This is a genomic window from Rhodococcus sp. 14-2470-1a (assembly GCF_002259425.1).
Taxonomy (GTDB): domain Bacteria; phylum Actinomycetota; class Actinomycetes; order Mycobacteriales; family Mycobacteriaceae; genus Rhodococcoides; species Rhodococcoides fascians_E.
Genome location: NZ_NPFZ01000025.1, coordinates 135061 through 159234 on the forward strand (window position 1 = coordinate 135061; position 24174 = coordinate 159234).

25 protein-coding genes and 1 pseudogene are annotated in these 24174 nt (G+C 61.8%); 17 read left to right on the forward strand and 9 right to left on the reverse strand.

Features of this window, described 5'->3' with window-relative positions:
* Window positions 1-21: 21 nt before the first annotated feature.
* Window positions 22-996: an alpha/beta hydrolase family protein gene (locus CH292_RS14060; protein WP_033189479.1), complete on the forward strand. Its 975-nt coding sequence runs from the start codon at window positions 22-24 to the stop codon at window positions 994-996.
* Between the two features lie 44 nt (window positions 997-1040).
* Window positions 1041-1745: a glycoside hydrolase family 25 protein gene (locus tag CH292_RS14065; RefSeq protein ID WP_037183547.1), complete on the forward strand. Its 705-nt coding sequence runs from the start codon at window positions 1041-1043 to the stop codon at window positions 1743-1745.
* A gap of 12 nt (window positions 1746-1757) precedes the next feature.
* On the opposite strand, the gene CH292_RS14070 is transcribed toward CH292_RS14065, so the two are convergent.
* On the reverse strand, window positions 1758-3095 hold the full coding sequence (locus CH292_RS14070) for an amylo-alpha-1,6-glucosidase (protein WP_019665105.1): 1338 nt from the start codon (window positions 3093-3095) through the stop codon (window positions 1758-1760).
* Window positions 3096-3213: 118 nt separating this feature from the next.
* On the opposite strand from CH292_RS14070, the gene CH292_RS14075 reads away from it, so the two are divergent.
* The 5 genes from CH292_RS14075 (at window position 3214) to CH292_RS14095 (ending at window position 6746) form a co-directional block, all read left to right on the forward strand.
* Window positions 3214-3738, forward strand: a complete 525-nt coding sequence (locus CH292_RS14075; RefSeq protein WP_033189477.1) for a DinB family protein — start codon at window positions 3214-3216, stop codon at window positions 3736-3738.
* 94 nt (window positions 3739-3832) lie between these two features.
* A complete protein-coding gene (locus CH292_RS14080) occupies window positions 3833-4510 on the forward strand; it encodes an SDR family oxidoreductase (protein ID WP_094627643.1) in 678 nt (225 codons plus the stop codon).
* 42 nt (window positions 4511-4552) lie between these two features.
* Window positions 4553-5044, forward strand: coding sequence for a GNAT family N-acetyltransferase (locus CH292_RS14085; RefSeq protein WP_094655039.1), 492 nt, complete (start codon window positions 4553-4555; stop codon window positions 5042-5044).
* Window positions 5045-5062: 18 nt separating this feature from the next.
* Window positions 5063-5488, forward strand: a complete 426-nt coding sequence (locus tag CH292_RS14090) for a pyridoxamine 5'-phosphate oxidase family protein (protein WP_037183541.1) — start codon at window positions 5063-5065, stop codon at window positions 5486-5488.
* Between the two features lie 19 nt (window positions 5489-5507).
* Entirely contained in the window at window positions 5508-6746 is a 1239-nt protein-coding gene (locus tag CH292_RS14095) for a glutaminase (RefSeq protein WP_094655040.1), read from the forward strand.
* Here CH292_RS14095 and CH292_RS14100 read toward each other — a convergent pair.
* Window positions 6734-7606, reverse strand: a complete 873-nt coding sequence (locus CH292_RS14100; protein WP_094655041.1) for a LysR family transcriptional regulator — start codon at window positions 7604-7606, stop codon at window positions 6734-6736. The genes CH292_RS14095 and CH292_RS14100 overlap by 13 nt on opposite strands.
* A gap of 55 nt (window positions 7607-7661) precedes the next feature.
* Here CH292_RS14100 and CH292_RS14105 point away from each other — a divergent pair, with 55 nt between their 5' ends.
* Entirely contained in the window at window positions 7662-8942 is a 1281-nt protein-coding gene (locus tag CH292_RS14105; protein ID WP_179277976.1) for an MFS transporter, read from the forward strand.
* Here CH292_RS14105 and CH292_RS14110 read toward each other — a convergent pair.
* Together CH292_RS14110 and CH292_RS14115 are read right to left on the reverse strand one after the other, a co-directional pair.
* Window positions 8873-9514 (reverse strand): SGNH/GDSL hydrolase family protein, encoded by a 642-nt coding sequence (locus tag CH292_RS14110; protein WP_094655043.1) that lies wholly within the window; start codon window positions 9512-9514, stop codon window positions 8873-8875. The genes CH292_RS14105 and CH292_RS14110 overlap by 70 nt on opposite strands.
* Window positions 9515-9539: 25 nt before the next feature.
* On the reverse strand, window positions 9540-9983 hold the full coding sequence (locus tag CH292_RS14115) for an Lrp/AsnC family transcriptional regulator (RefSeq protein WP_020112207.1): 444 nt from the start codon (window positions 9981-9983) through the stop codon (window positions 9540-9542).
* A gap of 80 nt (window positions 9984-10063) precedes the next feature.
* Between CH292_RS14115 and CH292_RS14120 the strand changes: the two genes are divergently transcribed.
* The 3 genes from CH292_RS14120 to CH292_RS14130 all read left to right on the forward strand — a co-directional run bounded on the left by CH292_RS14120 (window position 10064) and on the right by CH292_RS14130 (window position 11988).
* On the forward strand, window positions 10064-10738 hold the full coding sequence (locus tag CH292_RS14120; protein ID WP_037183537.1) for an AzlC family ABC transporter permease: 675 nt from the start codon (window positions 10064-10066) through the stop codon (window positions 10736-10738).
* On the forward strand, window positions 10731-11057 hold the full coding sequence (locus CH292_RS14125; protein ID WP_037109883.1) for a branched-chain amino acid transporter permease: 327 nt from the start codon (window positions 10731-10733) through the stop codon (window positions 11055-11057). The genes CH292_RS14120 and CH292_RS14125 overlap by 8 nt, the downstream gene beginning before the upstream one ends.
* Before the next feature lie 187 nt (window positions 11058-11244).
* Complete coding sequence (locus CH292_RS14130; RefSeq protein WP_094655044.1) at window positions 11245-11988, forward strand: DUF5131 family protein; 744 nt, start codon at window positions 11245-11247, stop codon at window positions 11986-11988.
* Here CH292_RS14130 and tcmP read toward each other — a convergent pair whose 3' ends face one another.
* The 4 genes from tcmP to CH292_RS14150 all read right to left on the reverse strand — a co-directional run bounded on the left by tcmP (window position 11989) and on the right by CH292_RS14150 (window position 15796).
* Window positions 11989-12612 carry a three-Cys-motif partner protein TcmP gene (gene tcmP, locus CH292_RS14135; protein WP_094655045.1) on the reverse strand — a complete coding sequence of 208 codons (624 nt, stop codon included), beginning with the start codon at window positions 12610-12612 and terminating at the stop codon, window positions 11989-11991.
* Window positions 12613-12733: 121 nt separating this feature from the next.
* A complete protein-coding gene (locus tag CH292_RS14140; protein WP_179277971.1) occupies window positions 12734-13141 on the reverse strand; it encodes a hypothetical protein in 408 nt (135 codons plus the stop codon).
* A gap of 152 nt (window positions 13142-13293) precedes the next feature.
* Window positions 13294-14919 carry a DUF6119 family protein gene (locus CH292_RS14145; RefSeq protein ID WP_179277972.1) on the reverse strand — a complete coding sequence of 542 codons (1626 nt, stop codon included), beginning with the start codon at window positions 14917-14919 and terminating at the stop codon, window positions 13294-13296.
* Between the two features lie 16 nt (window positions 14920-14935).
* Window positions 14936-15796: a ribonuclease H family protein gene (locus CH292_RS14150; RefSeq protein ID WP_094655047.1), complete on the reverse strand. Its 861-nt coding sequence runs from the start codon at window positions 15794-15796 to the stop codon at window positions 14936-14938.
* A 210-nt stretch (window positions 15797-16006) separates the two neighbouring features.
* Here CH292_RS14150 and CH292_RS14155 point away from each other — a divergent pair, with 210 nt between their 5' ends.
* The 5 genes from CH292_RS14155 to CH292_RS14175 all read left to right on the forward strand — a co-directional run bounded on the left by CH292_RS14155 (window position 16007) and on the right by CH292_RS14175 (window position 23601).
* Entirely contained in the window at window positions 16007-18058 is a 2052-nt protein-coding gene (locus CH292_RS14155) for a hypothetical protein (RefSeq protein WP_143545760.1), read from the forward strand.
* Complete coding sequence (locus CH292_RS14160) at window positions 18048-19664, forward strand: class I SAM-dependent DNA methyltransferase (RefSeq protein WP_218830178.1); 1617 nt, start codon at window positions 18048-18050, stop codon at window positions 19662-19664. The genes CH292_RS14155 and CH292_RS14160 overlap by 11 nt, the downstream gene beginning before the upstream one ends.
* Window positions 19661-20869 carry a restriction endonuclease subunit S gene (locus tag CH292_RS14165; RefSeq protein ID WP_094655050.1) on the forward strand — a complete coding sequence of 403 codons (1209 nt, stop codon included), beginning with the start codon at window positions 19661-19663 and terminating at the stop codon, window positions 20867-20869. The genes CH292_RS14160 and CH292_RS14165 overlap by 4 nt, the downstream gene beginning before the upstream one ends.
* A 178-nt stretch (window positions 20870-21047) precedes the next feature.
* Complete coding sequence (locus tag CH292_RS28625; RefSeq protein WP_143545761.1) at window positions 21048-23075, forward strand: hypothetical protein; 2028 nt, start codon at window positions 21048-21050, stop codon at window positions 23073-23075.
* Window positions 23076-23139: 64 nt separating this feature from the next.
* Window positions 23140-23601, forward strand: coding sequence for a DUF6508 domain-containing protein (locus CH292_RS14175; protein ID WP_094655052.1), 462 nt, complete (start codon window positions 23140-23142; stop codon window positions 23599-23601).
* Window positions 23602-23717: 116 nt separating this feature from the next.
* Here the strand turns inward: CH292_RS14175 and CH292_RS28920 are convergent, their stop codons facing one another.
* The gene (locus CH292_RS28920; protein ID WP_179277973.1) at window positions 23718-23867 is read right to left on the reverse strand and encodes a hypothetical protein; all 150 of its coding nucleotides are present in this window, start codon (window positions 23865-23867) and stop codon (window positions 23718-23720) included.
* Between the two features lie 65 nt (window positions 23868-23932).
* Here CH292_RS28920 and CH292_RS29180 point away from each other — a divergent pair.
* Window positions 23933-24174 (forward strand): annotated as a pseudogene (locus CH292_RS29180) (hypothetical protein); the annotation flags it as partial.

A 24174-nucleotide genomic window follows, 5' to 3' on the forward strand; every position in this document is an offset into this window, starting at 1 on the left:
GTGTCTCTCCGTCGGGCCCTCGTGGTCACCGCCGCCGCACTCCTGCTGGGACCGACCTCGGTCGCCGTCGCCCAACCGGAGACGCCCGGGGCGGTGAGCTCCGTCGACCACATCGACAAAATCAGCGATCGACGGTGGGACGTGCACGTCTACTCACCGTCGATGGATCGCGTGATCCCACTGCAGGTCCTCCGACCCGCGGACACCTCGGCACCGCGGCCGACGCTGTACATGCTCAACGGAGCCGGCGGCGGCGAGGACGGCGCGAACTGGCTGAAGCAGACCGACATGCCGGAGTTCTTCGCGGACAAGAACGTCAACGTCGTCATCCCCGTCGGCGGTTACCTCAGCTACTACACCGACTGGGAGCACGACGACCCCGGACTCGGGCGGAACAAGTGGCAGACCTTCCTGACCGAGGAACTGCCTCCCGTCCTCGACGACGCACTCGGGGCCAACGGCGTCAACGCGATCGGCGGCTTGTCCATGTCCGCCGGTAGCGTCCTCGATCTCGCGATCCAGGCACCCGGCCTCTACCGCGGGGTGGCGTCGTACAGCGGGTGTGCGCAGACGTCGGATCCAGTAGCACGCAATTTCATTCGCACTCTCATCGCCGTACGCGGCAAGGGCGACACCGACAACATGTGGGGTCCCGACGGTGATCCTCGCTGGGTCGAGCACGACCCGTACGTCAACGCCGAGGGGCTGCGCGGTCTGGAACTGTTCGTCTCCAACGCAACCGGTCTTCCCGGCCCGCACGAGATGCCGAACGCCGTACGCCCGGTCGGTTCACCCCCACTGCAGGAGCAGATTCTGCTGGGCGGGGTGATCGAAGCCGTCGCCAACGGGTGCGCCGAACGGCTGCAGCAGCGGCTCGGCGAACTGGGTATTCCAGCGCAGTTCGACCTGGGACATCCAGGAACGCACTCGTGGCTGTACTGGCAGGACGCTCTCCGTGCATCCTGGCCGACCCTGGAGCGCGCGCTGGCCGGCTGACGCCTTTTCACGTGCAAAATCCATATTCTACGAAAGCTGTGAGCATGACCCGTGCGTTGAAATCTCTCGTCATCGCCGGCGCACTGATCTGCGGCATGCCCGCAGTGGCGTCGGCCAACCCGCAGACACTGGGCGCGCAGGGGCCGGACGTCTCCTCGTGGCAACACATCGACGGCACCAAGATCGACTGGCACAGCGTGCGAAAGTCCGGCCACGACTTCGCGATGGTGAAGGCAACCGAAGGGCTCGACTACATCAACCCGTACTTCGTGCAGGACTGCCTCGTCATGCGAGCAGCCGGAGTGGCCCGCGGCGCGTATCACTATGCGGACGTACGGCTTTCACCGGAAACGCAGGCCGCTTACTACTCGACGGTGGTGCTCGGAATCAACGGGCCAGGCGACCTGCCTCCGGTGCTGGACCTCGAACACTCGCACGGACTGCCGCCCGAGCACCTCATCGACTGGACCCACCGGTACCTGAACACGGTGCACCTGCTCACCGGACGTCAGCCGATCATCTACACCTATCCGAACTTCTGGCGCACCGCGATGGCGGACACCCACGAGTTCAACCACTACCCACTGTGGATCGCGGACTACAACGACACCCTCGGACCACTCCCCGGCGGGTGGACGAACTGGTTGTTCTGGCAGTACACCGACAGCGGCCGAATCCCCGGCATCGATGCACCGACGGACATCAATCACTACTCCGGAGACGACATCCGTCCGTTGGCGCGCTGGTAACCCCCATGTGAGTCAGCCGAGCCAGTCGAGAACTGCTGCAGCAGTCCAGGATTGCTGCATGCTGCCGAGTGGCTCACCCGTGAACGGCTCGTAGTACTCGGCGAACGTACCGTCGCTGGCCTGCCGCAAGCCTTCCTCACGCAGGTCCAGTGAACGCTCCGCCCAACCCCGGCGCGAGAACGCCCACGAGAACAACCACGTCATGACGGGCCACACCGGACCGCGCCAGTATTCGCGCGGGCGGAAATCTCGCGACACCGGCGACGTCGACGGCGGTACCGCGTAGCGAAGGTCGGGGTGCCCACAGAAACGTGTTCCCTCGAACAGCCGCAGTAGCGTCCGCTCCTGCTCACGCGGTAGTCCACCGCACAACAGCGGCGCGAACATCGCGATGGTGTCGGTGGTGATCCAGCGCCGAGCCCGCAGATCGTAATCTCGTGCCGCACCCGACCGGCTGTCCGTCGTGGCGATGACGCCTGTGCGAAACTTCTCGGCCCATCCACGCAACTCGCGCACATCGGAATTCGGTTTCGAATGCTCCTCGCCGATGGTCGCCAACACATCACACGCCATGGCGAAGATCGCGCTGACGAACACGTCCTCGACCGCGAAGCTCATCTTCTCCTTGAGCGCAGCGTCGTCGTACCCCGCCTGCTTCATCTCTTCGACGAGCCAGATGTAGCGGTCGTACTCGATATTGCTCGGCCGCTGCGACGCGTCGGTCACGACCGTGTCGTCCTTGCGCACGTACGGCGGCATCTCCCCGGGCACGACACCCCGGTACGACGCGTCCCACCGCGGAGAGTTGTCCATCCCGGATTCCCAGCCGTGAAACAGGGTGACGCGGCCGTTGTCCGCGATGTCGCGCGCCTCGGCCAACCAGCGATGCCACCGCACCAGGTTGTCCCACCGGCGGTCGAGGAACTCCTCCGCGACCGCTCGGGTGGTGCGGCCGTGACGACGGGAATGATCGAGAATTCTCTGCACCGCGATCGCGTGGACGGGTGGCTGGGTGATGCCCGACGTCTGGGGCCCCAACGGAGCGTGCACCGCCAGTTCCGACGTCTCCCACCTCGCCGGACCGGGGAAGTACCCGTCGACACCGTTGGCGAACACGATGTGCGGAATCATCCCGTTCTTCCACTGCGCCGACAACAACGTGTCCAACTCGACGACCGCGCGTTCCACGCTCAGCGGCGCCAACCCGACCGACACGAACGCCGCGTCCCAGCTCCACATGTGCGGATACAGCTTCGGGGCGGCGCTCGTCATGGTGCCCAGGTCGTTGCCGCGCAGAAGGTAGGCAGCCCGCGCGGCCAACTGTGTCGAAGTGAATCCACGGTCGCCCATCCCTCTAGTTTGCGACCCTTCCGTACTTTCCGCCCATCGAGACTCGAGTTCTTTTCAGGACCGTAACTGTCCGCAATCGTCTCTACTGTCGTTCTCACCAGCAACGAAAGGGAACACCATGACTCTCACCGGTGAAAAAGCCGACATTGCGCGAATGCTCGCCGATCAGCGCAAGAACTTCCTGTACACCGTCACCGGCATCACCGACGACCAGGCCCGCACCCGAACCACCGTCAGCGAACTGACCCTCGGCGGCCTGCTCCACCACGTCGTCAGCAACGAGCGCGGCTGGATGAAAACCATCGCCGACATGGACGAGAACGCAGAATTCGACATGTCCCGCATGGGCACCGAATACGTCATGGGCCCCGACGAGACCGTTGCCGGACTGATCGACGACCTCGCCCGCGTCGCCGCCGACACCGAAACAGCACTCGCCACCATGGACCTCGACGCCCAAATCCCACTCCCGACGGCACCCTGGGCTCCCGAACGCGCATGGCAATCGGCACGGTTCACCCTGCTGCACATCCTGCGCGAAATCGCCCAGCACGCCGGCCACGCCGACATCATCCGCGAATCCCTCGACGGCGGCAGCACCACCATGTCCATGGCCGCCGAAGCGGGCATGACATTCGACTGAGCCCGATCCGTCGGACCGAATGAACCGTTCGGTCACTCCAAGTGACCGAACGTCACGTTCGGTCCGGCACAGTGCACGGATCTAAGGTGGAAGCATGACTTCCACTGCGCTGGTGACGGGTGCGAGCCGGGGACTCGGGGCGGAGATTGCCCGGGTATTGGCGTCGGATCACGAGGTTCGACTGGGCGGACGGTCGGCGGACTCGCTGGCGTCGATTGCGTCGGAACTGCCGGGTTCGACGCCGTGGCCGGTGGATCTTCTCGATCACGACGCTGTGGCCAGGGCGGCGGAGGGCATCGAGTCTCTCGATGTGCTGGTGCACAATGCAGGCGTTGCGGCGCTGGGGACGGTTGCCGAGTCCTCGATTGCGGATTGGCGCGCCCAGTACGAGTCGAATGTTCTCGCGGTCGTGTCCCTGACGAAGGCTCTTCTGCCGGCTTTGCGACGGGCGGGCGGCCACGTGGTGCTGATCAATTCCGGGGCGGGTCTGCGCGTCAATCCGGGGTGGGGCGCGTACGCCGCGTCGAAGTTCGCGTTGAGGGCATTCGGCGACGCGTTGCGCGCGGAGGAGCCGACGCTTCGGGTCACGTCGATTCACCCCGGACGCATCGACACGGACATGCAGAGGGCGATCGTCGAACACGAAGGGGATCACTACGAGCCGTCGCAGTTCCTGCGGGCATCCACCGTCGCACAGGCAGTCCGCAATGCAGTCGACACACCGGCCGACGCTCATCCGACCGACATCGTGCTCAAGCCGATTCCCCGCTGAGCAATCGGAACACCGATGAACGGCAGCCATACTCGGGCGGTGATGATTCGACGCGAACGTCCAGCCGACCGCCCGGCCGTGCTCGGCGTCGTGCGGGCAGCATTCCGCCAGGACGACGCCGAACCTGTCGAAGTCGGGTTGACCGAGAAGCTGTTCGCCGACGGGTTCGTCCCCGAGTTGTCGCTGGTCGCGGTCGTGGACGGGACAATCGTGGGGTACGTCATCGGTAGCCGCGGCGTCGACTTCGGGGTCGGGATCGGACCGCTCGCCGTGCTCCCGGAGTTCCAGGGCACCGGCGTCGGGAAAGCGTTGATGTACGCGCTGATCGGCGCGTCGGAGGCACTCGACATCCCGGTGCTGGCTCTGCTGGGCGACCCCGGTTACTACAGCCGGTTCGGGTTTCGCGCGGGCTTCGATGTCGGCGTCGAACCGCCCGACCCCGCGTGGGGCCACTTCTTCCAGGCCCTCCAGCTCGGTGCAGGCCCGGTGAACGGGAGCTTTCGGTATGCGAAACCCTTCGACGAGCTGGAGTGACGGACCTAAACTGAGCGCATGCCACTGTCGAAATCGGAACGAGAAGAGTTTCTGTCCGAGCCGCACATCGCGGCCCTGTCGGTCTTCGCCGGCAACGATCGAGGTCCACTGACCGTACCCATCTGGTACCAGTACACCCCCGGCGGCGAAGCCTGGGTGCTCACCGGGAAGACTTCCAAGAAGGCCGAGTTGATCCGTGCTGCAGGGCGATTCAGCTTGATGGTCGAGCAGGTCGAACCCAGCATCAAGTACGTCGCGGTCGACGGGCCTGTGCTTCGGGAGGAGCCCGGCACCCTCGAACAGCTTCGCGAGATGGCCGAGCGTTACCTCGCGCCCGACAAGGTGGAGGGATACCTCCAGTTCGCCGCGTCCGATCACGGAGACCAGGTTCGGTTCTCCCTGAGCACCGAGCACTGGATCGGCGCGGATCTGGGGTCGATCTGAACCAGGTACATTTCGTACCGTGAAGTCACCTGTTCCCGATTACCTGCGGGAAGTACTGGACAGCCTGTCGAGCAATACGGACGGCGAGGTCGCGGACTACATTCCCGATCTCGCGCATGCGAACCCCGACGTGTTCGGGATTGCGGTGACGACGGTCGACGGACGGACTCATTCCGTCGGCGACGACGAGACCGAGTTCTCGATCCAGTCGATTTCCAAGCCGTTCGCGTACGCGGCCGCGCTGACCGACCGGGGCTTCGACGCCGTGCTCGACACGGTCGGGGTGGAGCCGTCGGGCGAGGCGTTCAACGAGCTGTCCCTCGAAGGTGACACTCGCCGGCCGAAGAATCCGATGATCAACGCAGGAGCCATCGCCACACATTCTCTGCTGGGTTCGTCGGTCGACGAAAGAAACTCTCGCGCACTGAGTTTCTTCTCGACCCTCGCCGGACGGCAGCTGTCCGTCGACGAGTCCGTCTGCCGGTCCGAGCTGGACACTGCGGACAGAAACCTCGCCATCGCACACATGCTGCGCAACTACGGCATTCTGCCCGACGAGGCCCATGCAGTCGTCGAGGGCTACACGACGCAGTGCTCCATCAACGTCACGGTCCGAGACCTCTCGCTGATGGGAGCCACGCTGGCGTCCGGCGGGGTTCACCCGACGTCCGGCGAACAGGTCGTCAGCCGGGCGGTCGCCCGGCAGACCCTGTCGGTCATGGCAGGGGCGGGCATGTACGACGCCGCCGGCCACTGGTTGACGTCGGTGGGTATTCCCGCGAAAAGTGGTGTGGCGGGCGGTCTTCTGGGTTCGCTGCCGGGCCAGGTGGGTATCGGCGTCCTGTCACCGAAACTCGACTCGCACGGCAACAGCGTCCGCGGCGTGAAGGTCTTCGAGCGGCTGTCCAACGACATGGGCATGCATCTGATGGACGTCGAGCCCTACGGTTCGTCGGTCCTGCGGAGCATCCGCGACGAGGACGGCGAGTCGACCGTCGAGCTGCAGGGCGTCGTACAGTTCGGTGGCGCGGAGATGCTGCTCGACGCCTTGTCCCACGACACATCGTCGGGCACAATCGTTTTCGACGTCTCCCGGGTGAACCGGTTCTCCGACGTCGGCCGACGAATGACTCTCGAGGGTATGCGACGCATCGCGCTCGACGGGCGGGACGTCGCGCTCATCGATCCCGACGGTGTTCTGCCGGACCCGAACCTGGGCGACGGCACTTACCCCCGGATCCGGACTCAGGACGCCTGATTCAGCAGGATCTCGGTGAACGCTGTTGTCACCGAGGTGATGTGCTCGGGGTGGGTGATCACCGAGACGGTGCGCGTCGGTGCGTCGACCACGTCGATCCGATGAAGCCGAGGAAACAACTCGGCCAGTGACGACGGCAACAGTGTGACACCCAGCTGCGCCTCCGCCAGCCCGGTGACGAGTTCCGCCGAGTCCGCTTCGATGACCGGGCCCCGCTCGACGGACGACTGCGTGAACGCGTGATCGGTCTGCATGCGGGCTTCGCTCCCCGCGGGCCGGTCGATCATCGGCACTCCGCCCAGTTCGGCCAGGCGCACCGTCACCCTGCCTGCCCACTCGTGACGGGGGGAGACGAACAACGACAGCTTCTCCGTCCACAGCGCAGTCGACGTCAGACCGACGTGCGTCCGGCCCGGCGCGAGGCCGATGATCCCCAGGTCGAGGGAACCGTCGGCGACACCTGCGACGGTATCCGCGCTGCCCCTCGGCAACAGCGACACCGTCGTGTTGGGATGCGAGATTCCCAACGCGGCGACGGCCGCGACCACATCCACCCGGGTCAAAGGAACGATCATCCCGACGCGGAGGCGTCGAACTTCGGTGTTCGACGGCGAGACGTCCGAGACGAGGCGCGCCACCGCACCCAGCACGCCGTAGGCGCGTTCGAGGAAGATCTGGCCCGCCTTGGTGACGGTGACGCTACGGCTGGTGCGAGTGAACAGCTCGACGCCGAGCTCTCGCTCGAGGTCGCGGATCTGACTGCTCAGAGCGGATTGCGCGACGTGCAGGCGGGCGGCAGCTCGGCTGAAGTGCTGTTCCTCGGCCACCGCGACGGCGTATTGGATATGACGGAGTTCCACTCACTCAATCTATCGCTTGACGCGATCGATGGCGCTGATCGATCTATTGGACAGCATGATCGATCAGGAGAAGGCTGTACCCGTGAACACGACAACGTCGAACAAAACCGGGATCGGGACTCCCGTCGTCGCCCTCATGGCGGTGGCAACGGGACTGAGCGCCGGCGGCAACTACCTCAACCAGCCACTGCTCGACCTCATCGCCGAACACTTCGGAGTCTCGCAGTCCGCGGCCGCTGTGTCGGTCACCGTCGCGCAGATCTCCTACGCACTCGGTCTGCTCTTCCTCGTTCCGCTCGGCGATGTGGTCGATCGACGGAAGCTCAGCGTCGGACTGATGGTGCTGGCTGCCGTCGGGCAGGCGCTCGCCGGCTTCTCGCCCGGACTCTCGTGGTTGCTCGTCGGGACCGCCATGGCCGGATTGTTCTCCGTTGCCGCGCAGGTCATCGTTCCGTTCGCAGCCTCGATGGCCGACCCGTCGGAGTCGGGCCGAGTCGTCGGAATCGTCATGGGCGGTTTGCTGACGGGAATTCTGCTGGCCCGCAGCATCTCCGGCCTACTGTCCGACGTGACCGGATGGCAGGGGGTGTACCGGCTGGCCTCGGTCCTGATGTTGATCGCGGCAGCGGGTTTGTGGCGGGTACTGCCGCGACACTCGGGGACAGCAGGTGTGTCCTACCTGCCCGCGCTGGCGTCGATGGGCGTGCTCGTCCGTCGGTACCCCCGGTTACGTGTTCGATCCGCCCTCGGTGCCTTGTCCTTCGCGTCGGTCAGCGCAGTGTTCGCCACGATGACGTTGCTGCTCACCACCGAATTCGGCTTCTCCGCAGCTCAGATCGGGCTGATCGGGCTCGCCGGCGTGGCCGGTACGCTGATGGCGTCGGTCGCCGGCCGTCTGGCCGACCGCGGACTGGTTCAGTGGGGAACCGGAATCGGCGTCGTACTGCTGATCGCCGTGTGGCCGCTGTTCATGATCGGAAGCCACGTCTGGCTCGTGTTCGTGCTTGCCTTCGTCCTGGTCGATTTGGCACTGCAAGGCGTGCACGTCAGCAATCAGAACGTCGTCTACGCCTTGGAACCCGAAGCACGGGCGCGCATCAACTCGATCTACATGACGACGTACTTCGTCGGAGCTTCGGTGGGGTCCGCCGTCGGCACGCTCGCCTGGAAGCACTACGGCTGGACCGGAGTCTGCGTCACCGGAGTGGTGTTCGCCGGTCTGTCGCTGCTGGTGTGGCTGCGCGATCTACACCTCGGCCGTACCGATCACCCGCAACTACCGCCGACGCCGAGGCCGGACAGCGCGGAGAACAGTCGGCCCGCCAATCGAGCGTGACCACCGTCGTTCGGGTGAATTCCGTCGGGCGCGTAGTCGGTGGCCGGGTTCAACCATCGCTCCGCCTTCGGATCCAGGAACGTCACGCCTGCCACCCCGGCCGCATCGCGGAGGTGGCGTCGGATCTCGTCGATGTTGCCGTGTTTGGCATTGGGGGCACCGGTCGGCCCGACGACGATGATCCGCGCTTGCGGCGCCACCACGCGGTAAGTGAGATACAGGCCGGTGGCCGCCGCGAACAACCTGCCGTCGCCGCGGTCATTTCCGCTGCCCTGCACGATGATCACGTCCGGAAGCGACGTCGCGACGGCCGCTACCCGCGGGACACTGACGAACGGGTCGGTGCTTGCCGCGTACCCACTGCCGGACCGCGCCACCAGATTCAGATCCCAGCAACCCCTGGCCCCGAGCAGAGTGGCGTAGCCGCCGTAGCCGCTGCTCGCGCCGACGCCCGCGCTGAAGGAATCGCCGACGATCGCCACCCTCAACGGACGTGGTTGCGCGTGCGCGGGAACGTTCCCGACGAGCAGTGCGGCAACGACGATCGCACACAACGCAATCAGCTTTCTCACGAGAACGATGGTAAGTCAGCGAGACTCACGGAGCATCGGTCTTGAGAATTTTCATGGTGATGCGCGAGTCCACCCGCGCGATGGCCGGATCACCCATAAGTTGTGTCGTGAGCCATTTTTCGAACGCTGCAAGGTCCGCCACACGAACACGAATGAAATAGTCGGGGATGCCGAACATCCTGCGCAACTCCGCGACCTCCGACATCCCGGCCATGCGTTCCTCGAACGCGGCCACCGTCCGGAAGTCCTTCGCGACGAGGTCGGCATGAATGATGACTTCGAACCCCCGCCCCATGCGTGTTCGGTCGACTATCGCGGAGTAACCGGTGATGACGCCGTCCTCCTCCAACTTGCGGACGCGCCTCAGGCACGGCGCAGGCGTGAGCCCCACCTGCGCAGCCAACTCCTGATTGGTCAACCGGCCGTTCTCCTGCAGCAGCAACAAAATGTGCTCATCGATGGCATCCACGTCTCTGATATTGCGCGAATCTCGGGCTTTACACAAGAAGCGGCAACAAAATCGCGCGACGGATTTCCTATCATTGCCGCATGACCACGCTCGCCCCCACCCAGCTACGCTCCCCGTTCCGCGACGCCACCCGATCAGCGGGCGTCGTATGGCTCGGATTGTTCGTTCTGGGAATCGGTTTCGGGGTGATCGTCACCGCACACGATCTCCCGTGGTGGCTCGCGCCCATCATCTCCGGCGTCCTCTTCGCCGGCTCCGTCGAATTCATTCTGGTCGGGCTCCTGGCCGCATCCGCGCCCCTCGCCGCGATCGCCATCACCACACTGCTGGTCAACTCACGGCACCTGTTCTACGGTCTCACCTTTCCCCTGCAACGCGTCGACGGCCGAATGGCCAAGCTGTACAGCATCTTCGCGCTCTGCGACGAAGCCTTCGCCCTCGCATCCGCCCGACTACGAGGCCGACAGATCCTGTGGACCCAGTTCGGCCTGCACTCGTCGTGGATGGTCGGATCCCTCGTCGGCGCCGGTGTGGGCAGCTCCCTGCTCGCCGGACTCGAAGGACTCGACTTCGTTCTCACCGCACTGTTCGTCGTGCTGTTCCTCGACGTCTACCGCGAAAATCCCGACCGGGTGACGCTGATGTTGGCCGTCGGCGCCGGGATTATCGGGTGGGTGCTCGCACCTGGATCCATGCTGGTCGTGGCAATGTGCGTGTTCACCGCAGCCCTGATCATCAGGCACCGGCGTGGTTGACTACTGGTACATCGCCGCAGCCCTGGCCGTCGCCGTCGGAATCACATTCTCGCTGAGAGCAATTCCGTTCCTCGTCCGATCGTCCCTGCGAGAATCCGCCCTCCTCGACTCACTCGGTAAGTGGATGCCCCTCGGCGCCGTCGCCATTCTCGCTGTCTACGCCCTGTCCTCCATCGACCTCACCGGCGCCGCCCACGGCATCCCACCCCTCGCCGGCGTCACCGTCACCATCGGCCTGCACCTCTGGCGCCGCAACATCGCCCTCAGCATCCTCGGCGGCACCGTCACCTGCGTCGTCCTGCAGAACTGGGTGTTCTGAACCCGTCGACTTCGCACTTATGCAGGTCCTCACCGGCGTGTCGTCTGCACAAGTGCGAACTCACGGGAAAGTACTCCTCGAGTGAAACCCGACTGGTTCGGCGCTCGCCGTAAGATCCGGTCCAGTAACTGGTGCAGAAACTCGGTTCTGTGGTTCACTCGTACATACGTTCGACAAAGGTGGGGTTGTGGCAGACAAGTCTTCTATCGAGTGGACAGAAGCGACGTGGAATCCTGTGACCGGCTGTGATCGCGTTTCCACTGGTTGTGACAACTGTTATGCGCTGACGCTGTCGAAGCGGCTCAAGGCCATGGGTGCCGAGAAGTACCAGAACGACGGCGATCCACGCACCTCCGGCCCTGGATTCGGAGTCACTACACACCCGCGGGCGTTGGATCAGCCTCGTCGGTGGCGCGCGCCCCGCGTCGTTTTCGTCAACTCGATGAGCGACTTGTTCCATGCGAAGGTACCCATCGCGTTCGTCCGCGACGTGTTCGACGTCATGCGGGAGACTCCGCAGCACACCTATCAGATCCTGACCAAGCGCTCACTTCGATTGTCGCGCATGGCGGACAAGTTGGAGTGGCCGTCGAACGTGTGGATGGGTGTATCGGTAGAAGACGCGTCGGCCCTGGAACGCGTCGACCATCTGCGAACCGTACCCGCAGCAGTGCGGTTCCTTTCCTGCGAGCCGTTGATAGGTCCGCTTGACGGGATCGACCTACGCGACATCGGCTGGGTTATCGCCGGCGGAGAATCCGGACCGAACTACCGTGTCATGGACATCAACTGGGCACGGGGTCTGCGGGACGACTGTCGCCAAGCGGGAGTTCCCTTCTTCTTCAAGCAGTGGGGCGGCCGGACCCCGAAGCGACTCGGACGCGAGCTCGACGGCCGCCTCTGGGACGAGATGCCACGTCGCGCTGGTTAGTCACCACCACGGACGCGTCGACGGATCCCAGTGAGGCTCGGGTTGCCACAAGACCTCGCCGCTGAGTGCTGGCTCCGGAAGTTCCAGTTCGAAAAGACCGCTACCGGTGGCACCTTTGATGACCATTGCAGGCGACACCAACATCCAGATCTCGGCCTTGCTTTTGGCGCGTTCCGGCTTGAAGCGGGATACCTTCTCGATTGTCAGCCACTCGATTTCTGCCGCCTGCTGATCTGCGAAAACAAAGGTCGGCGCCCACGAGTACGGTTTCAAGCCCGCGAGAACAGCGTCGATCGTTTGATTGCAATCGCCGGGCATGACCTCGAATTCGGCACTTGGATAGCGTGAACGTAGATCGATGTCGAGCCCGGCGGCATTCTTCGGAAGCTCGCAGAACACATGCCGGGTGAAGCTCGGACTCGACTCGAGTGCCCGCCTCGGCGACCCTAGGATCTCCTTTCCGGTGTAGCGCTCCACGTTCGCCGCTTGACCTGCCATCAAATCGATGTAGAGGCGTTCACGCGAGCTACTCGCGGCCCTGTTGAACGCTGGCATGTAGTCGCCCAGAATCTGCAGCTTGTTGACCGTCCAGTACGACCACTCTCGTGGCGTGTTCTTCGACATCCGACCCCACCCCTATCAGTTGAACGAACTACCCCTCCCGAAATATAACGGGAGGTCCCGACAACTCGACCGAGCTGGACCGGCAGAACGCCCACCCCTCGAGGACGTTCTGCCGCAGTATTTACAGACCCGCCGAACCAGTCCACGGCAGCGGCACGGGGACCGGGACCGGGGCGGGCGCAGGAACGGGCATCAGTGCCGGTGCCTTCAATGTCCATGTCCCGCAGTACTCCGAGATGAAGGCGACATCAGTTGATTTGATGGTCACGACAGCCTGCCCGGACTCGGGGCTGATGAAATCGTTGGTGATGATCGAGTCGAAGTCACCATCGAAGCTCGACGCGCGCTCCCAGTAGCATCCGTACTCGTCGAGCGATCCCGACGAAACGTAGGTGCCGGGGGCGATGTCGCTGCCGACAGCCCACGTTCCGTTGCCGAACGATGTGGCGGGAGCCGCGGAGGCAATTCCGTTGCCGACGAACGCTGTTGCTGCGAGGACCGCGGCGGTGAGGCGGGGCCTTGTGAGCATGATGAAACCTTTCGGGTTGTGTGCGATGGATTCGACCGAGGCGGGCGAATCTGGAGAACTTGGGTTCAGAAGATGCTGAACCTGTTGTTGTATTGCATGATTCAGTGTTCCGCGTGATGATGTCCCACCCTTTGGCAGCAAATCGGACGCACTCAGCGGACAGAGATCTTTGCGATCGACGGCTCCACCCGCATCTGGCGGAGCCGTCCGGCAAAGTCGCGCAGGTTGACCTTGCTGAAGGTTGGTAATCCGAGTGGAAGGTCGTAGTGGTCGGCGATCGAAATCGCGTACGTCACCCGACGCGGCGCCTTGAGAGCCACTGCCTCGAACGACGGTTCGCGTGCGCGAACCTTTGCGACAAAGTCCGACTTTGCCGTTTCATCCGCTGCCAGCAATGTTGCCGCCACCGATCCTTGCGAGAACAGATGGCTCAGTGTCTGACTTCCGTTGTAGCGCTTGACGCAGATCAGCCGTCCGTCTCGCGACAGCAGATCGCACGCTTCGAACTTCCCGCGGTCTGCGGTCTTGATCTCGACCATGTCCATCACGATCAGATCGGGTGATCCTGCACCCGCCCGGGCGTTGTACGGGCCCTCGTGTTCCGACGACCAGGTGTGCGGGAGGTCGATCGCTGCCGTCACGTTCTCGATCGTCAGCAGGTCCCGATTCAGGCTCTCCGAATAGGATTCTTCGAGTTTGAACCACCGGCCGAGGGTGAGAATGAAACGCGCATCGCTGGTGCCCGCCTCGAAGACCAACCAATTCCTTAGGGGGAGGAGACCGCTTACTGGATCGCTGTCCGGGCCGATCGCAAGCAGCTTGACCGACTGCAGAAAGCTGGATCCGCGTCGAACACCGACTTCGGCTATCTTTCTACGAAGCTCGTCGATGGAAAACGTCGTCATTACCGCTTCTCGCTTACCACCTACGACACGTATCTCTTCGACAAAATCGAGCGACACGTCATCCGGTGGCGCGAACTCGAGCAGGTGCACGTCCGAGTCTGAGGAGTCGGTGCTACCACCGAGTATCTCGGCGGCAAGGCGCTCGTCGAGCTGTTTACTGAGTTGCTCGCCTTTACGTAGAGGCTCCAACGAGTCGACGAACTCGAACGCAGGTGTCGGTTCGGTGTCTGCGACGATGTCCAACATCCCACCCAGCACGGATTGAACCTTGTGCAGATCGATATCCGTTTTGAATGCGATCGAGTCTCCGGCGACAACCGAACCATCCAGCTCCAACAGCGCTCCATCAGCTCTGCCCGACAATCGACGAACGAACTCGCCGTCGAGTACAACACCGAGGTCGTTCAGCGTCGAACCACCGGGTACCTGCACCGACTGGCTACGGGCAGTTGCGTCGATCCTACGGCTGCTCAATCCGGTGAGATGGTCCGGACCGAGGGCGCGTGCTGCGACCCGCAGACCGAAGTTGCTCTCGATCGCATCCCACTCCAGGACACCTGCCCCCTGACCGAAACACAGCGCAAACTTACGGTTGCTGACCGGGAGGATAACAACCAGCCTGTTGGATCGGTTGGTCACCGTCGCCAGCCCCGGGAACTGCGCGTCGAGGTCCGTCGCCCATCGGGGGGTCTTCTCCGTCGGTTGGCCCAGGAAGGAGACCGCGCCAGGAGGAGCCGACGAGGACCCTTCGATTCGATCCAGCGCGGCAGTTGCACCCGCGCGGTACTTGGTTTGCAACGCGCTTTCAACGTCGCTGAGCCCGTCACGGATCAGGTAGCAATTGAACCTGAGCGAAGGTTTCTTCTTTGACACCACTGTTCCATCCATTCTACGCAGCTTGGACAGCGATCTTCATCTGTCCCATAATGTTTCGGTTGATCTGATCCGTGACGCTCGCACTGACCCTGGCTTCCTTGTTGCGGCGGGCAGCGACGGCGAGACGATCGGCGATCTCGTTCAGTTCGTGTCCCGCGTGACTACGAACCCAGCTGTACCGAACGTCGCGTCCCGCGGTTCTGCGCTCGATCACGTCGACGATTTCGACGATCTGGCTGGTCCGCTTGTCGAGCAACTTGGCCCTGGGCATGGTCAGGCTTGCAAGCGCCGGCTTGCTGTCGGTCAGTACATGCAGTCGACGCTCTGGAAAGGTCTTGACGGCCAGGGCAATCGCAAGAAGCTCCCCTGCAAGGACAGTCTCGACCTCCGAGTAGGCCTTGCTCGCGAAGCCGCCCTCTGCGCTGACGCATGCGACACCGACTCCCCGCCGTCCGGTGCCCTTGGAAGCATCGGTTGCGACAACCAGTTCGGGAAGTGCTGCCCGGCGCTCCAGTTCTGCTTTCCACGCGCGCTTGTGGGCGAAGCGGTGATAGTCGTCGAGAGCGCCGACTGCAACGGAAACCACGTCCACCAACCGCCCCCGCGCTGTGTCCACGAAGGTGAGATCTGGGAACGACGCAGCCGCAGCCTGTAGTTCTCGCCTGAACGCGCGGTCGGAGACGTACAGAATGCTCGGGCCACGACCGAGGGAGAGGAAGTACTCGAATGCATCGAGTGCCGCCGAGTACCTGTCACCTGCCGACGTGAATACCTCTGACCACGAATCGTTTTCCTCGGTCGACCACGCCAAGGCGACTTCCGTTTCCGCATCGGGTTCGAAAGCGTTCTGGCGAACATGCAGGACAGCGAGCATCGGGGCCTCCTCGGTTGGCTGTGGTGTATACACAGCTTGAACCGACGTCCTACAACGAGCGAGTAGAAGCTTGATAACCCGGGTTATCAAAAAACAATGCCACAGCCAAGAGACAGTCCGGTAACTTAAGGGAACGGCCCGACTGGTCCGCTAGCAACCATACCCAGGAGGTGCGACACGATGGCTGATCATGTGGTCACACTTCTTGGGATGAGCGATATAGCGACGTTGGCCCAGGTCCAACGCCCGGTCGTATCGATGTGGGCGCGCCGTTATTCCGGGGAAGACCGGCCATTCCCGGCCCCGATTCGGAACTTGGCGCCTCACCGCATGTACGACGGCAACGAGATAGTCCGTTGGATCAAGGCGCGCGACCTGGGGAACAACGAGGCGCTGGAAGAGAGCCTGGCTCTGCACGCCGCTCTCGATCTCGGCGGCGCGGTAGATGCCGACGTTGTGTTCGACGGAATCAGCGCGCTGCTGTGCCTCAAGTGGCACCTCGGAGCCCAGTTGAGCGAGTACGAGCCTGCTGAGCTTCTGGACGAGGCGGACGAACAAGACCCTGACGACGCTTACCTGTACTCCGAGTTGGAGGCCCTGGGGGATCGTCTCGGTACGTTCGCCCAGTACACCGACCAGATGGTCGACGCTGCATACGGCCCGAAACGTGCGTTCGAGGCACTGTTGGCGCGTCGGGCTCGGACCGAGCCTGCGCCCTACACCGTTGCTCCGCAATGCCTCTCGCTCTGCGCTTCGATCGTTTCCGCGCTCACCGACTCCGATCATCATGTGTACGTCGATCCTGGTGAAGGACCCAGTGACCTCATGGTTGCACTCCGGTCGGCTCTGCCCGAATACGCGGAACCGACATCCGTTCACAACGAAACAGGCTCGCGTTCGGCGCGTCTCGCTCGGCGACGACTCACCGTGCACGGATGGTCACGACGGACTCCACCGAACAGTGGTTTCGCGCCAGGGTTCGAACTATCGGGCCCCTCATGCTTCGTCGCGCAGTATCCATCATCGTCGGCCGGCGATCACACCGATGCGCAGATCCTGTCCCAGATCGACGACATCGCAGTGCAGATGTCCGACGATCATCTGGCGATCGTTCTCGCGCCGGCGTCGGCACTGCTCGACGCGCAATCCGATCCCGACGCCGGCCGATTGCGATCGGACATCCTTCGGTCCGACCGTGTGCGGGCAGCAATACGCCTTCCCGAAGGTCTGCTCCCGTCCCGGCCCGGAACTTCGTTGGCACTGTGGGTTCTCGGACCAGCGTCCGACGCTGTCAGGCCCATCGATCGTTGGTCGGTTGTCGTGGATATGGGGTCGCGTGAACTCGATGCTGCCGCATCCGAGGGCCTGGTGTCCGATGTTGTTGCTGCGATGGGTGATTGGAACAGCATTCGGGCCCATGCGTTTCAGTTCGGTGTGCTGACCAAGACGTCGGTTCTGTTGGCTGCGGACAAACACGGGCTTACGCCCGCGAGAATCAAACAACCACGCACACGACGCTTCGGTGCCGAACTGGCTGCCGACATTCTCCAGCAGTCCGACGCCATCGAGCGGACTCAGCGCGAACTCCGCCACGAACCGCGCATTCAAGTCGAATATCGAGATGCAGACGGTTCCCTGTTGCCTACGCTCGGCCAGCTAGCGGCCTCGCGCGAGGTCAAAGTGCTCAGCGGACACCGTATCGACCCCGAACACATCGTCACCGATGGGGCAGTTCAGGTCCTCGGCATCGCAGAGGTGCTCGGTGAGATTCCAGTCGGCCGACGCGGCATCGATCGCTTGGTCTTCACCACCGGCTATCCCCACGCCCGATACACCGAGCCCGGTGACATCGTGTTTTGTTCGGGTGCCCGCTTCAACGCGATGGTCGATCACGCAGGTTCGTCGGTGGTCGTCTTTCCAGCGCGAATAATCAGGATCGCCGACGCCGTCTCGTCAGGTCTGATTCCCGACGTCATCGCGGGTCACCTGAATGCATCGGGCATCGATGCGCGCCCGTCCGGTGCGATCAGATCGAGTGCGACGTGGAAACGTTGGGAAGTTCCTCGCGTCCCACCGAACCGAGCCACGGTGACGATGGATGCTGTCGACGCGCTTCGCAGGCAGCGCGCCACCGCCATGCAATTACTGACCCGAATAGAACAATTAACGAGCACTCTCGTCGACGGCCTGGCGCATGGTGTCCTCGCCGTTGGGGATGCTCCAGAGCTTCTACAAGAAAGGCCGGCACGCAATGCCTCCTAGGAAACGGGCGGCGGCAGTCACCACGCCGTCGACGATGAAGGAACTCAAAGACACTCTCTGGAAGGCGGCGGACAAACTCCGCGGCTCGATGGACGCGTCGCAGTACAAGGACGTCATCCTCGGGTTGGTGTTCCTCAAGTACGTGTCCGACGCCTTCGACGAACGTCGTGAGCAGATCCGTGCCGAGCTCGTTGCCGATGGGATGACCGAGGACCAGATCGGTGACCTGATCGACGACGAGGACGAATACCTCGGCAACAGCGTCTTTTGGGTTCCCGAGACGGCCCGCTGGCAGTACCTTGCGGAGAACGCCAAGGGCATTCAGGAGACTGTCAAGGCCACTGGCAGGACTACTGGCGAGCTGATCAACGCGGCGATGGTGTCCATCATGGCGTCCAACTCCACACTGACCGGAACCCTGCCTGTCGTGTTCAACAACGACAGCATCGATCAACGCCGCCTGGGCGAACTGATCGATCTGCTCACTGATACCCGCTTCACTGGGCACGGTTCGACGAAGGCACGCGACCTCCTCGGCGAGGTGTACGAGTACTTCCTGGAGAAGTTCGCACGTGCCGAAGGTAAGCGTGGCGGCGAGTTCTACACGCCGGCAGGGGTCGTCCGCGTCTTAGTTGAGGTCCTTGAGCCATACAGCGGCCGTGTGTACGACCCGTGCTGCGGTTCGGGCGGCATGTTCGTGCAGACCGAGAAGTTCATCGAGAATCACGGTGGCAACACCGCGGACGCTGCGGTCTACGGGCAGGAAGCCAACCAGCGCACGTGGCAGATGGCGAAGATGAACCTCGCTATCCACGGTGTCACCGGCAACCTCGGCGATCGTTGGGAAGACACATTCGCGCACGACAAGCATCCGGATTTGAAGGCCGACTTCGTTCTTGCGAATCCGCCGTTCAACATCAAGGACTGGTCGAGGCGCGAGGACGACAAGCGTTGGAAGTTCGGCGTACCGCCTGCCGGCAATGCGAACTATGCGTGGATCCAGCACATCATCTCGAAGCTCGCCGAACGCGGTAGCGCCGGTGTTGTCATGGCAAACGGTTCGATGTCCTCCAACTCGGGTGGAGAGGGAGACATTCGTGCACAGCTAATCGAGGCGGATCTCGTGTCATGCATGATCGCTCTGCCGACACAGCTGTTCCGCAGTACCGGAATTCCGGTGTGTGTCTGGTTCTTCGCGAAAGACAAGACCGCCGGGCCCAAGGGTTCCGTTGACCGACAGGGCGAGGTGTTGTTCATTGACGCCCGGAACATGGGGTACATGGTCGACCGCGCTGAGCGCGCGTTGACTAATGAGGATATCGCTACGATTGCGACCACCTTTCAGGCATGGAGAGGGACGGAGTCTGCCGCCGATAGTGAGTACACTGACCGCGCTGGATTCTGCTATTCGGCCTCGCTTGAAGAAATCAAGTCTGCCGACTATGCGTTGACCCCTGGGCGGTATGTAGGTGCGGCCGCGATAGAAACAGATGGGCAACCTTTTTCAGACAAAATAGAAATATTGCGGAATCAGCTCTACCTGCAGTTTGAGGAATCAAACCGGTTGCAAGATCTCGTTCGTATTCAATTGGAACGCATCCAATGACCAATTCCATGGTGCGATTTGAGGAGCTTTTTGCCGCTCCCCTTAAGAACGGTGTCAGCTATCCCTCCAGACTTCGAGGGTCCGGTATACCGATGGTCAACATGGGGGAATTCTTCTCCAACGATAGAATCACGGAGGACGACTACGAACTGGCCCCATTAACGCCGGCCGAGAAGTCGACCTCGCTCCTTGCGGTCGGCGACCTGTTATTCGCGCGTCAATCACTGTCGTTCGAAGGTGCAGGGAGATGCGCCATTGTCGGGCCAGCTACGTACGAACGTACTTGGGAGAGCCACCTAATCCGAGTACGTCTGAATTCAGAAATCGCATCACCGCTGTACTATTTCTACTACTTCCGGTCTCTTGTCGGTCGGAGGGCAATCGAAACAATCATCCAACAAGTCGCGGCCGCCGGTATTCGCGGATCTGATCTCAAGAATCTAAAGGTTCCATGTCCTCCACTAACTGAACAACAGTCAATCGCAGCAATACTTGGCCAGCTTGACAAAAAAATCGAATTGAACGCAAGCCTCTTGGAAAAAGCAGATTCGCTTATTCGGCTCGAATTCGAGCGTACGTGCACAGGGCAAACGGATAATACAACAGTGCCGCTGGGAGATCTCGTATTGAACATACGAGAAGCGGTGAATCCACGCGATCTCAAAAAAGAATCTCTATATATTGGACTGGAACACCTTCCTCGTCGGCTCGTTTGGCTTCCAAGAACCGGATTGGCTTCGTCAGTAACGAGCATGAAATTAGGATTTCGTGCCAACGACATTTTGTTCGGAAAGTTGCGACCTTACTTTCATAAAGTCGCGACTACAAGCGCTGAAGGAGTCTGCTCTACAGACATACTGGTGCTTCGTCCGCGGGATCACGACCTCGCAGGTTTTGCACTCGCTGCTCTATCTAATGATCTCGTCATTGCGCATGCAACCTCAACAAGCGAAGGCACTCGCATGCCGCGAGCTAAATGGGATGATCTGGAGCACTTTAGAGTTCCCTGGCCGGGCCTCGATCAAGCAAGGTCGTTCAGTCAACTTGCACAGGGAATTACCGAGTACGTACATTCTCTGACAGCCGAGTCCGCACTGTTGGCGGATCTTCGCGACTTAGTCCTACAAGAACTCTTCGCAGGTCGACTCCAAGTTAGCGAGGCAGGTCAGGAAGTCAGACTCGTGTTTGACTTAATCGACAGCTAAAACCGAATGGCAAAGTCGGGATATTTCTTCATTGGGGTACTCAACTAACCCGACGTAAGAATACCTGAAGTCGAACGCCCGCGCGCGACTGATGACGAAGCTGTTACTTAACGCAGGAGGCACGCGCCGCTCTCATCGACTGGAAAACCCGTGCGGGCAGCCCACTGACCATCAACAGTTGGAAGAGTTCATCAAGCAGTACAAGGTCGACGACAACAGCAACGAGGAACCAGAAGGCGACTTGGAGACAGACGATGACGAAAATCCTGAAAAGATCGGAACACCCTGGCCGCGAGCAACGTCGCTGTATATAGCTCCGATCGGTCTAGCCGGTGACCCGTCCGAGGAAGCATTGCACAAGCAAGAAGAACTGGCCGAGCAGTACGACTGTCTGGAGGAGGAAGAACAGTACTGGTTCGATATCAAGATGTTCTGGTGGGACCAGGATCCTGATCCCACATACGTGAGCGAAGGGACGTACCCGGAGGGGTCCCACGTCATCGTCATCAACGGAACCAAAAGCGGCCAGATGCGCGCGACTTCCAAGCTCACCGAGCCAGGGCGAATTGTTCACAGCTTCAACCGAAGACCTCGGGCGACTCACGCGGACGTACTACTACTACATCCACACGAAGCTTTCCGATTAAGAGCACACGCTTGCCGACCTCAAGGCCGCGCTTGCATCGGTGAACGACTACGTCGACTACAAACGGGTGTACTTTCGCCAGCCCCAGATCGACGCAATGCTCAACTTGTGGACAGATATCGAGTACAGCGAGGACCATTGAGCGACAGCAGAACCGAAGCCCGATGTGATCTCCCGGCTTCACTACATCCTGATGCCTTGCTTGGGATGCGGAGGAAGAGAGCGATCCTCCGCCCTGACGACAGCTGGGAGAAGTACGGCTTCACCGACGACGACCGGATTGCTTGGTTGCGTGGCGGCCTCACAAAGGATGAGGCTCACTTCGCAGCGATGTGCCGGGGAGCAATGTCCGTACCCGGCATCCGATTCACGCCCGAAAAACTGAACTGGCTCATCGGCGACAGCACTATCCTCGACCGTCTTCGTCGGGGCAAGAACATCATTCGCATCCAATTGGCATTCGCCGCTCACCGTGGCATCGAACATACCGTCGACACCCGCCTCATCCGTGCCTTGGAATTGAAGACTGGCAAAGCGACTGAGCTGCCGGAGCTCGCGCACCTCGGCCCTCTGGCATTGACCGCCCGTAAAATGCCACGGGTCATCGACGGCCTGGCGATCCGCGCCGGGCACGTGGTCGACATACTCGGGCCTGTTATCGACCTGAGGCTGGAAGCCGATGTCTTCCGCGCTACTGGGCTCGTGCCGCCACTGCTCACCCAGGCTGCCAAGGCACATGGAATCTACTCACGCGGCTCTGCGCTGGATGACTTCATTGCTGGCTTGGCGCTCGGAATCGGAGAGGTGCGCGGTTGTGTGGAGGCCGCTCACATCATTCGGAAAGTTGCGAGAACCAGGCGTTTCTACAGCATGCCGTCGGAGACCGCGAGCCTGCTCGAAGCCGCCTCGGAAAACGACATGTACGGCGCACCCGTTGCAGTTGCGGATCTCCCGTCCCAAGACGGCGTGGCGCTCGTATGGAACGACGAGGACAAACCGGAGTTTCTGTTGAGTTGGGCGAGCCACGGGGAGAATATCGACATTGCGCTGACCTCTGCGCGGTATCTCGCTCAGAAGATCCTGGGCAGCAAGAAACCCAACGCGATCAAGTCCGCAACGGCGACGCTGCACCTCAGCGCAGATCGCAGCGACCTACCGCCCGTTGTCACGAATACCAACGACCCCGAGTCATCCGTCGTGCCGGTGTTTCTCGCCTTCGTCCACCTTCTTCGCGAACAACAGATGATCGATAGAAACGCGGTCGTTGCGGAACCGTCGACTACGTCGCCGGAGCCCATTCATGGCGCTCAATATCGCGATGAGGTTCAAGTACTGACGATCTCGCCGAGAGCAGGCCTCTCGGAAACGAACGTCGGGCAACGCGTACTTGATCACCAATGGTTGGTGCGCGGCCATTGGCGGCGGCAGTGGTTCCCATCGCTGGGTGTCCACAAGCTCATCTGGATTGCCGAGCATCCCAGCGGGCCGAGCGATCGACCTCTGGTCGCTCGGGACCGAGTTCTCGTCGTAAAACCACGTACACGTTCACAGAGAAAGTGATTGTGAAGTCATTTCCATTGAGCAGGGATTCGTCCCAACGCAAGCGATGAACGGAAGGCATGGAATGACCGAACACGATCCCTTGGCTGAGCTCGCGGAAGAGGACTGGTCTGCCCTGCGCAGTCTTGCAGACCGACTCGACGCCAACCCCGACGCGATTGGATCGTGGGTACTGCCAGAGCCGCTTGCAGACGGCAGTACTCACGTCGGCTACGTGGACTACGGATCTCTTGTTCAGGAGTTTCTCGAGTTCATGTACGCCAAGAACCTCGTCATCCAGTTCGACTGGCCCGGTTGGCGTGGGAAAGAAGCTGTTCAGGAGGGGAACGTCCGCGAGATTCATTCGGCGACACCCGACGATGCCCTGAAGTACCTCACCGTAATGATCCGAGCGGATCGCTTCAGCGAGGGCGCTTTGCTGGACGCATTCGAGAACGGACTCGTCTCGAGTGCGCTTCATCGGGTGCTCACCCATCCTTCGACTGTTCACACGCAATATCACAACGAAAGTCCACCGATCCAGTGAAAGACCATCGATGAACTGCGATGACTTTTACCGGCTCAGGCAACGCAATTTCGACCATGGCACCGAATAGCTGGCCGTCGATTGAGCCAGTGTTCTTCGGTACGACGCGGGCAGTGTCAGAGCGTCCGCGTCGGGTTGCGGTCCCAGAAGGTCATGAACAGGTCCTCGAATTCATCCTGCCGCGCGAGAATTTCGTCGACAGAGAGTTGCTTGCGGGCAGGACTGTCCCGATCGGTGCACGAGCCTTCCTCGTCCCGTTGGTTCATCATTCGAGTTTAGATGTACAAACGAACCCTGTGCCAGATCGCAGGTGAGCTGGCAGGCTGGACAGATGATGAAGCGCGAAGTGGGACAACGAGTGTTCCTAGTTGTCGGCAGTCCATGGCTTTCTGCGATTTCAGCAATTCGCGACGAAGACAGCGCAGAAGATCCCTGGCATGTCCGGGGCACGTTCCGTCCCGGAGACCTCCTTGTTGACGGCGCTCATCGAAATTCAGCAGTGACGCTCACAAAAATTCATCACCCGTGTGGCACCGCCAACGAGGGCGGGTCTCCAACGAAGCTGGTGGTCTC

Excerpts from the sequence above, each read along its gene's own strand:
- CH292_RS14080 (WP_094627643.1), top strand. The coding sequence starts at position 3,833 with ATGACTTCCACTGCGCTGGTGACGGGTGCGAGCCGGGGACTCGGGGCG.
- tcmP (WP_094655045.1), bottom strand. The coding sequence starts at position 12,612 with ATGTCGAAGAACACGCCACGAGAGTGGTCGTACTGGACGGTCAACAAG.
- CH292_RS28920 (WP_179277973.1), bottom strand. The coding sequence starts at position 23,867 with ATGAACCAACGGGACGAGGAAGGCTCGTGCACCGATCGGGACAGTCCT.
- CH292_RS14070 (WP_019665105.1), bottom strand. The coding sequence starts at position 3,095 with ATGGGCGACCGTGGATTCACTTCGACACAGTTGGCCGCGCGGGCTGCC.
- CH292_RS14105 (WP_179277976.1), top strand. The coding sequence starts at position 7,662 with ATGATCGATCAGGAGAAGGCTGTACCCGTGAACACGACAACGTCGAAC.
- CH292_RS14165 (WP_094655050.1), top strand. The coding sequence starts at position 19,661 with ATGACCAATTCCATGGTGCGATTTGAGGAGCTTTTTGCCGCTCCCCTT.
- CH292_RS14175 (WP_094655052.1), top strand. The coding sequence starts at position 23,140 with ATGACCGAACACGATCCCTTGGCTGAGCTCGCGGAAGAGGACTGGTCT.
- CH292_RS14120 (WP_037183537.1), top strand. The coding sequence starts at position 10,064 with ATGACCACGCTCGCCCCCACCCAGCTACGCTCCCCGTTCCGCGACGCC.
- CH292_RS14075 (WP_033189477.1), top strand. The coding sequence starts at position 3,214 with ATGACTCTCACCGGTGAAAAAGCCGACATTGCGCGAATGCTCGCCGAT.
- CH292_RS14065 (WP_037183547.1), top strand. The coding sequence starts at position 1,041 with ATGACCCGTGCGTTGAAATCTCTCGTCATCGCCGGCGCACTGATCTGC.
- CH292_RS14155 (WP_143545760.1), top strand. The coding sequence starts at position 16,007 with ATGAGCGATATAGCGACGTTGGCCCAGGTCCAACGCCCGGTCGTATCG.
- CH292_RS14090 (WP_037183541.1), top strand. The coding sequence starts at position 5,063 with ATGCCACTGTCGAAATCGGAACGAGAAGAGTTTCTGTCCGAGCCGCAC.
- CH292_RS14150 (WP_094655047.1), bottom strand. The coding sequence starts at position 15,796 with ATGCTCGCTGTCCTGCATGTTCGCCAGAACGCTTTCGAACCCGATGCG.
- CH292_RS14160 (WP_218830178.1), top strand. The coding sequence starts at position 18,048 with ATGCCTCCTAGGAAACGGGCGGCGGCAGTCACCACGCCGTCGACGATG.
- CH292_RS14140 (WP_179277971.1), bottom strand. The coding sequence starts at position 13,141 with ATGCTCACAAGGCCCCGCCTCACCGCCGCGGTCCTCGCAGCAACAGCG.
- CH292_RS14085 (WP_094655039.1), top strand. The coding sequence starts at position 4,553 with ATGATTCGACGCGAACGTCCAGCCGACCGCCCGGCCGTGCTCGGCGTC.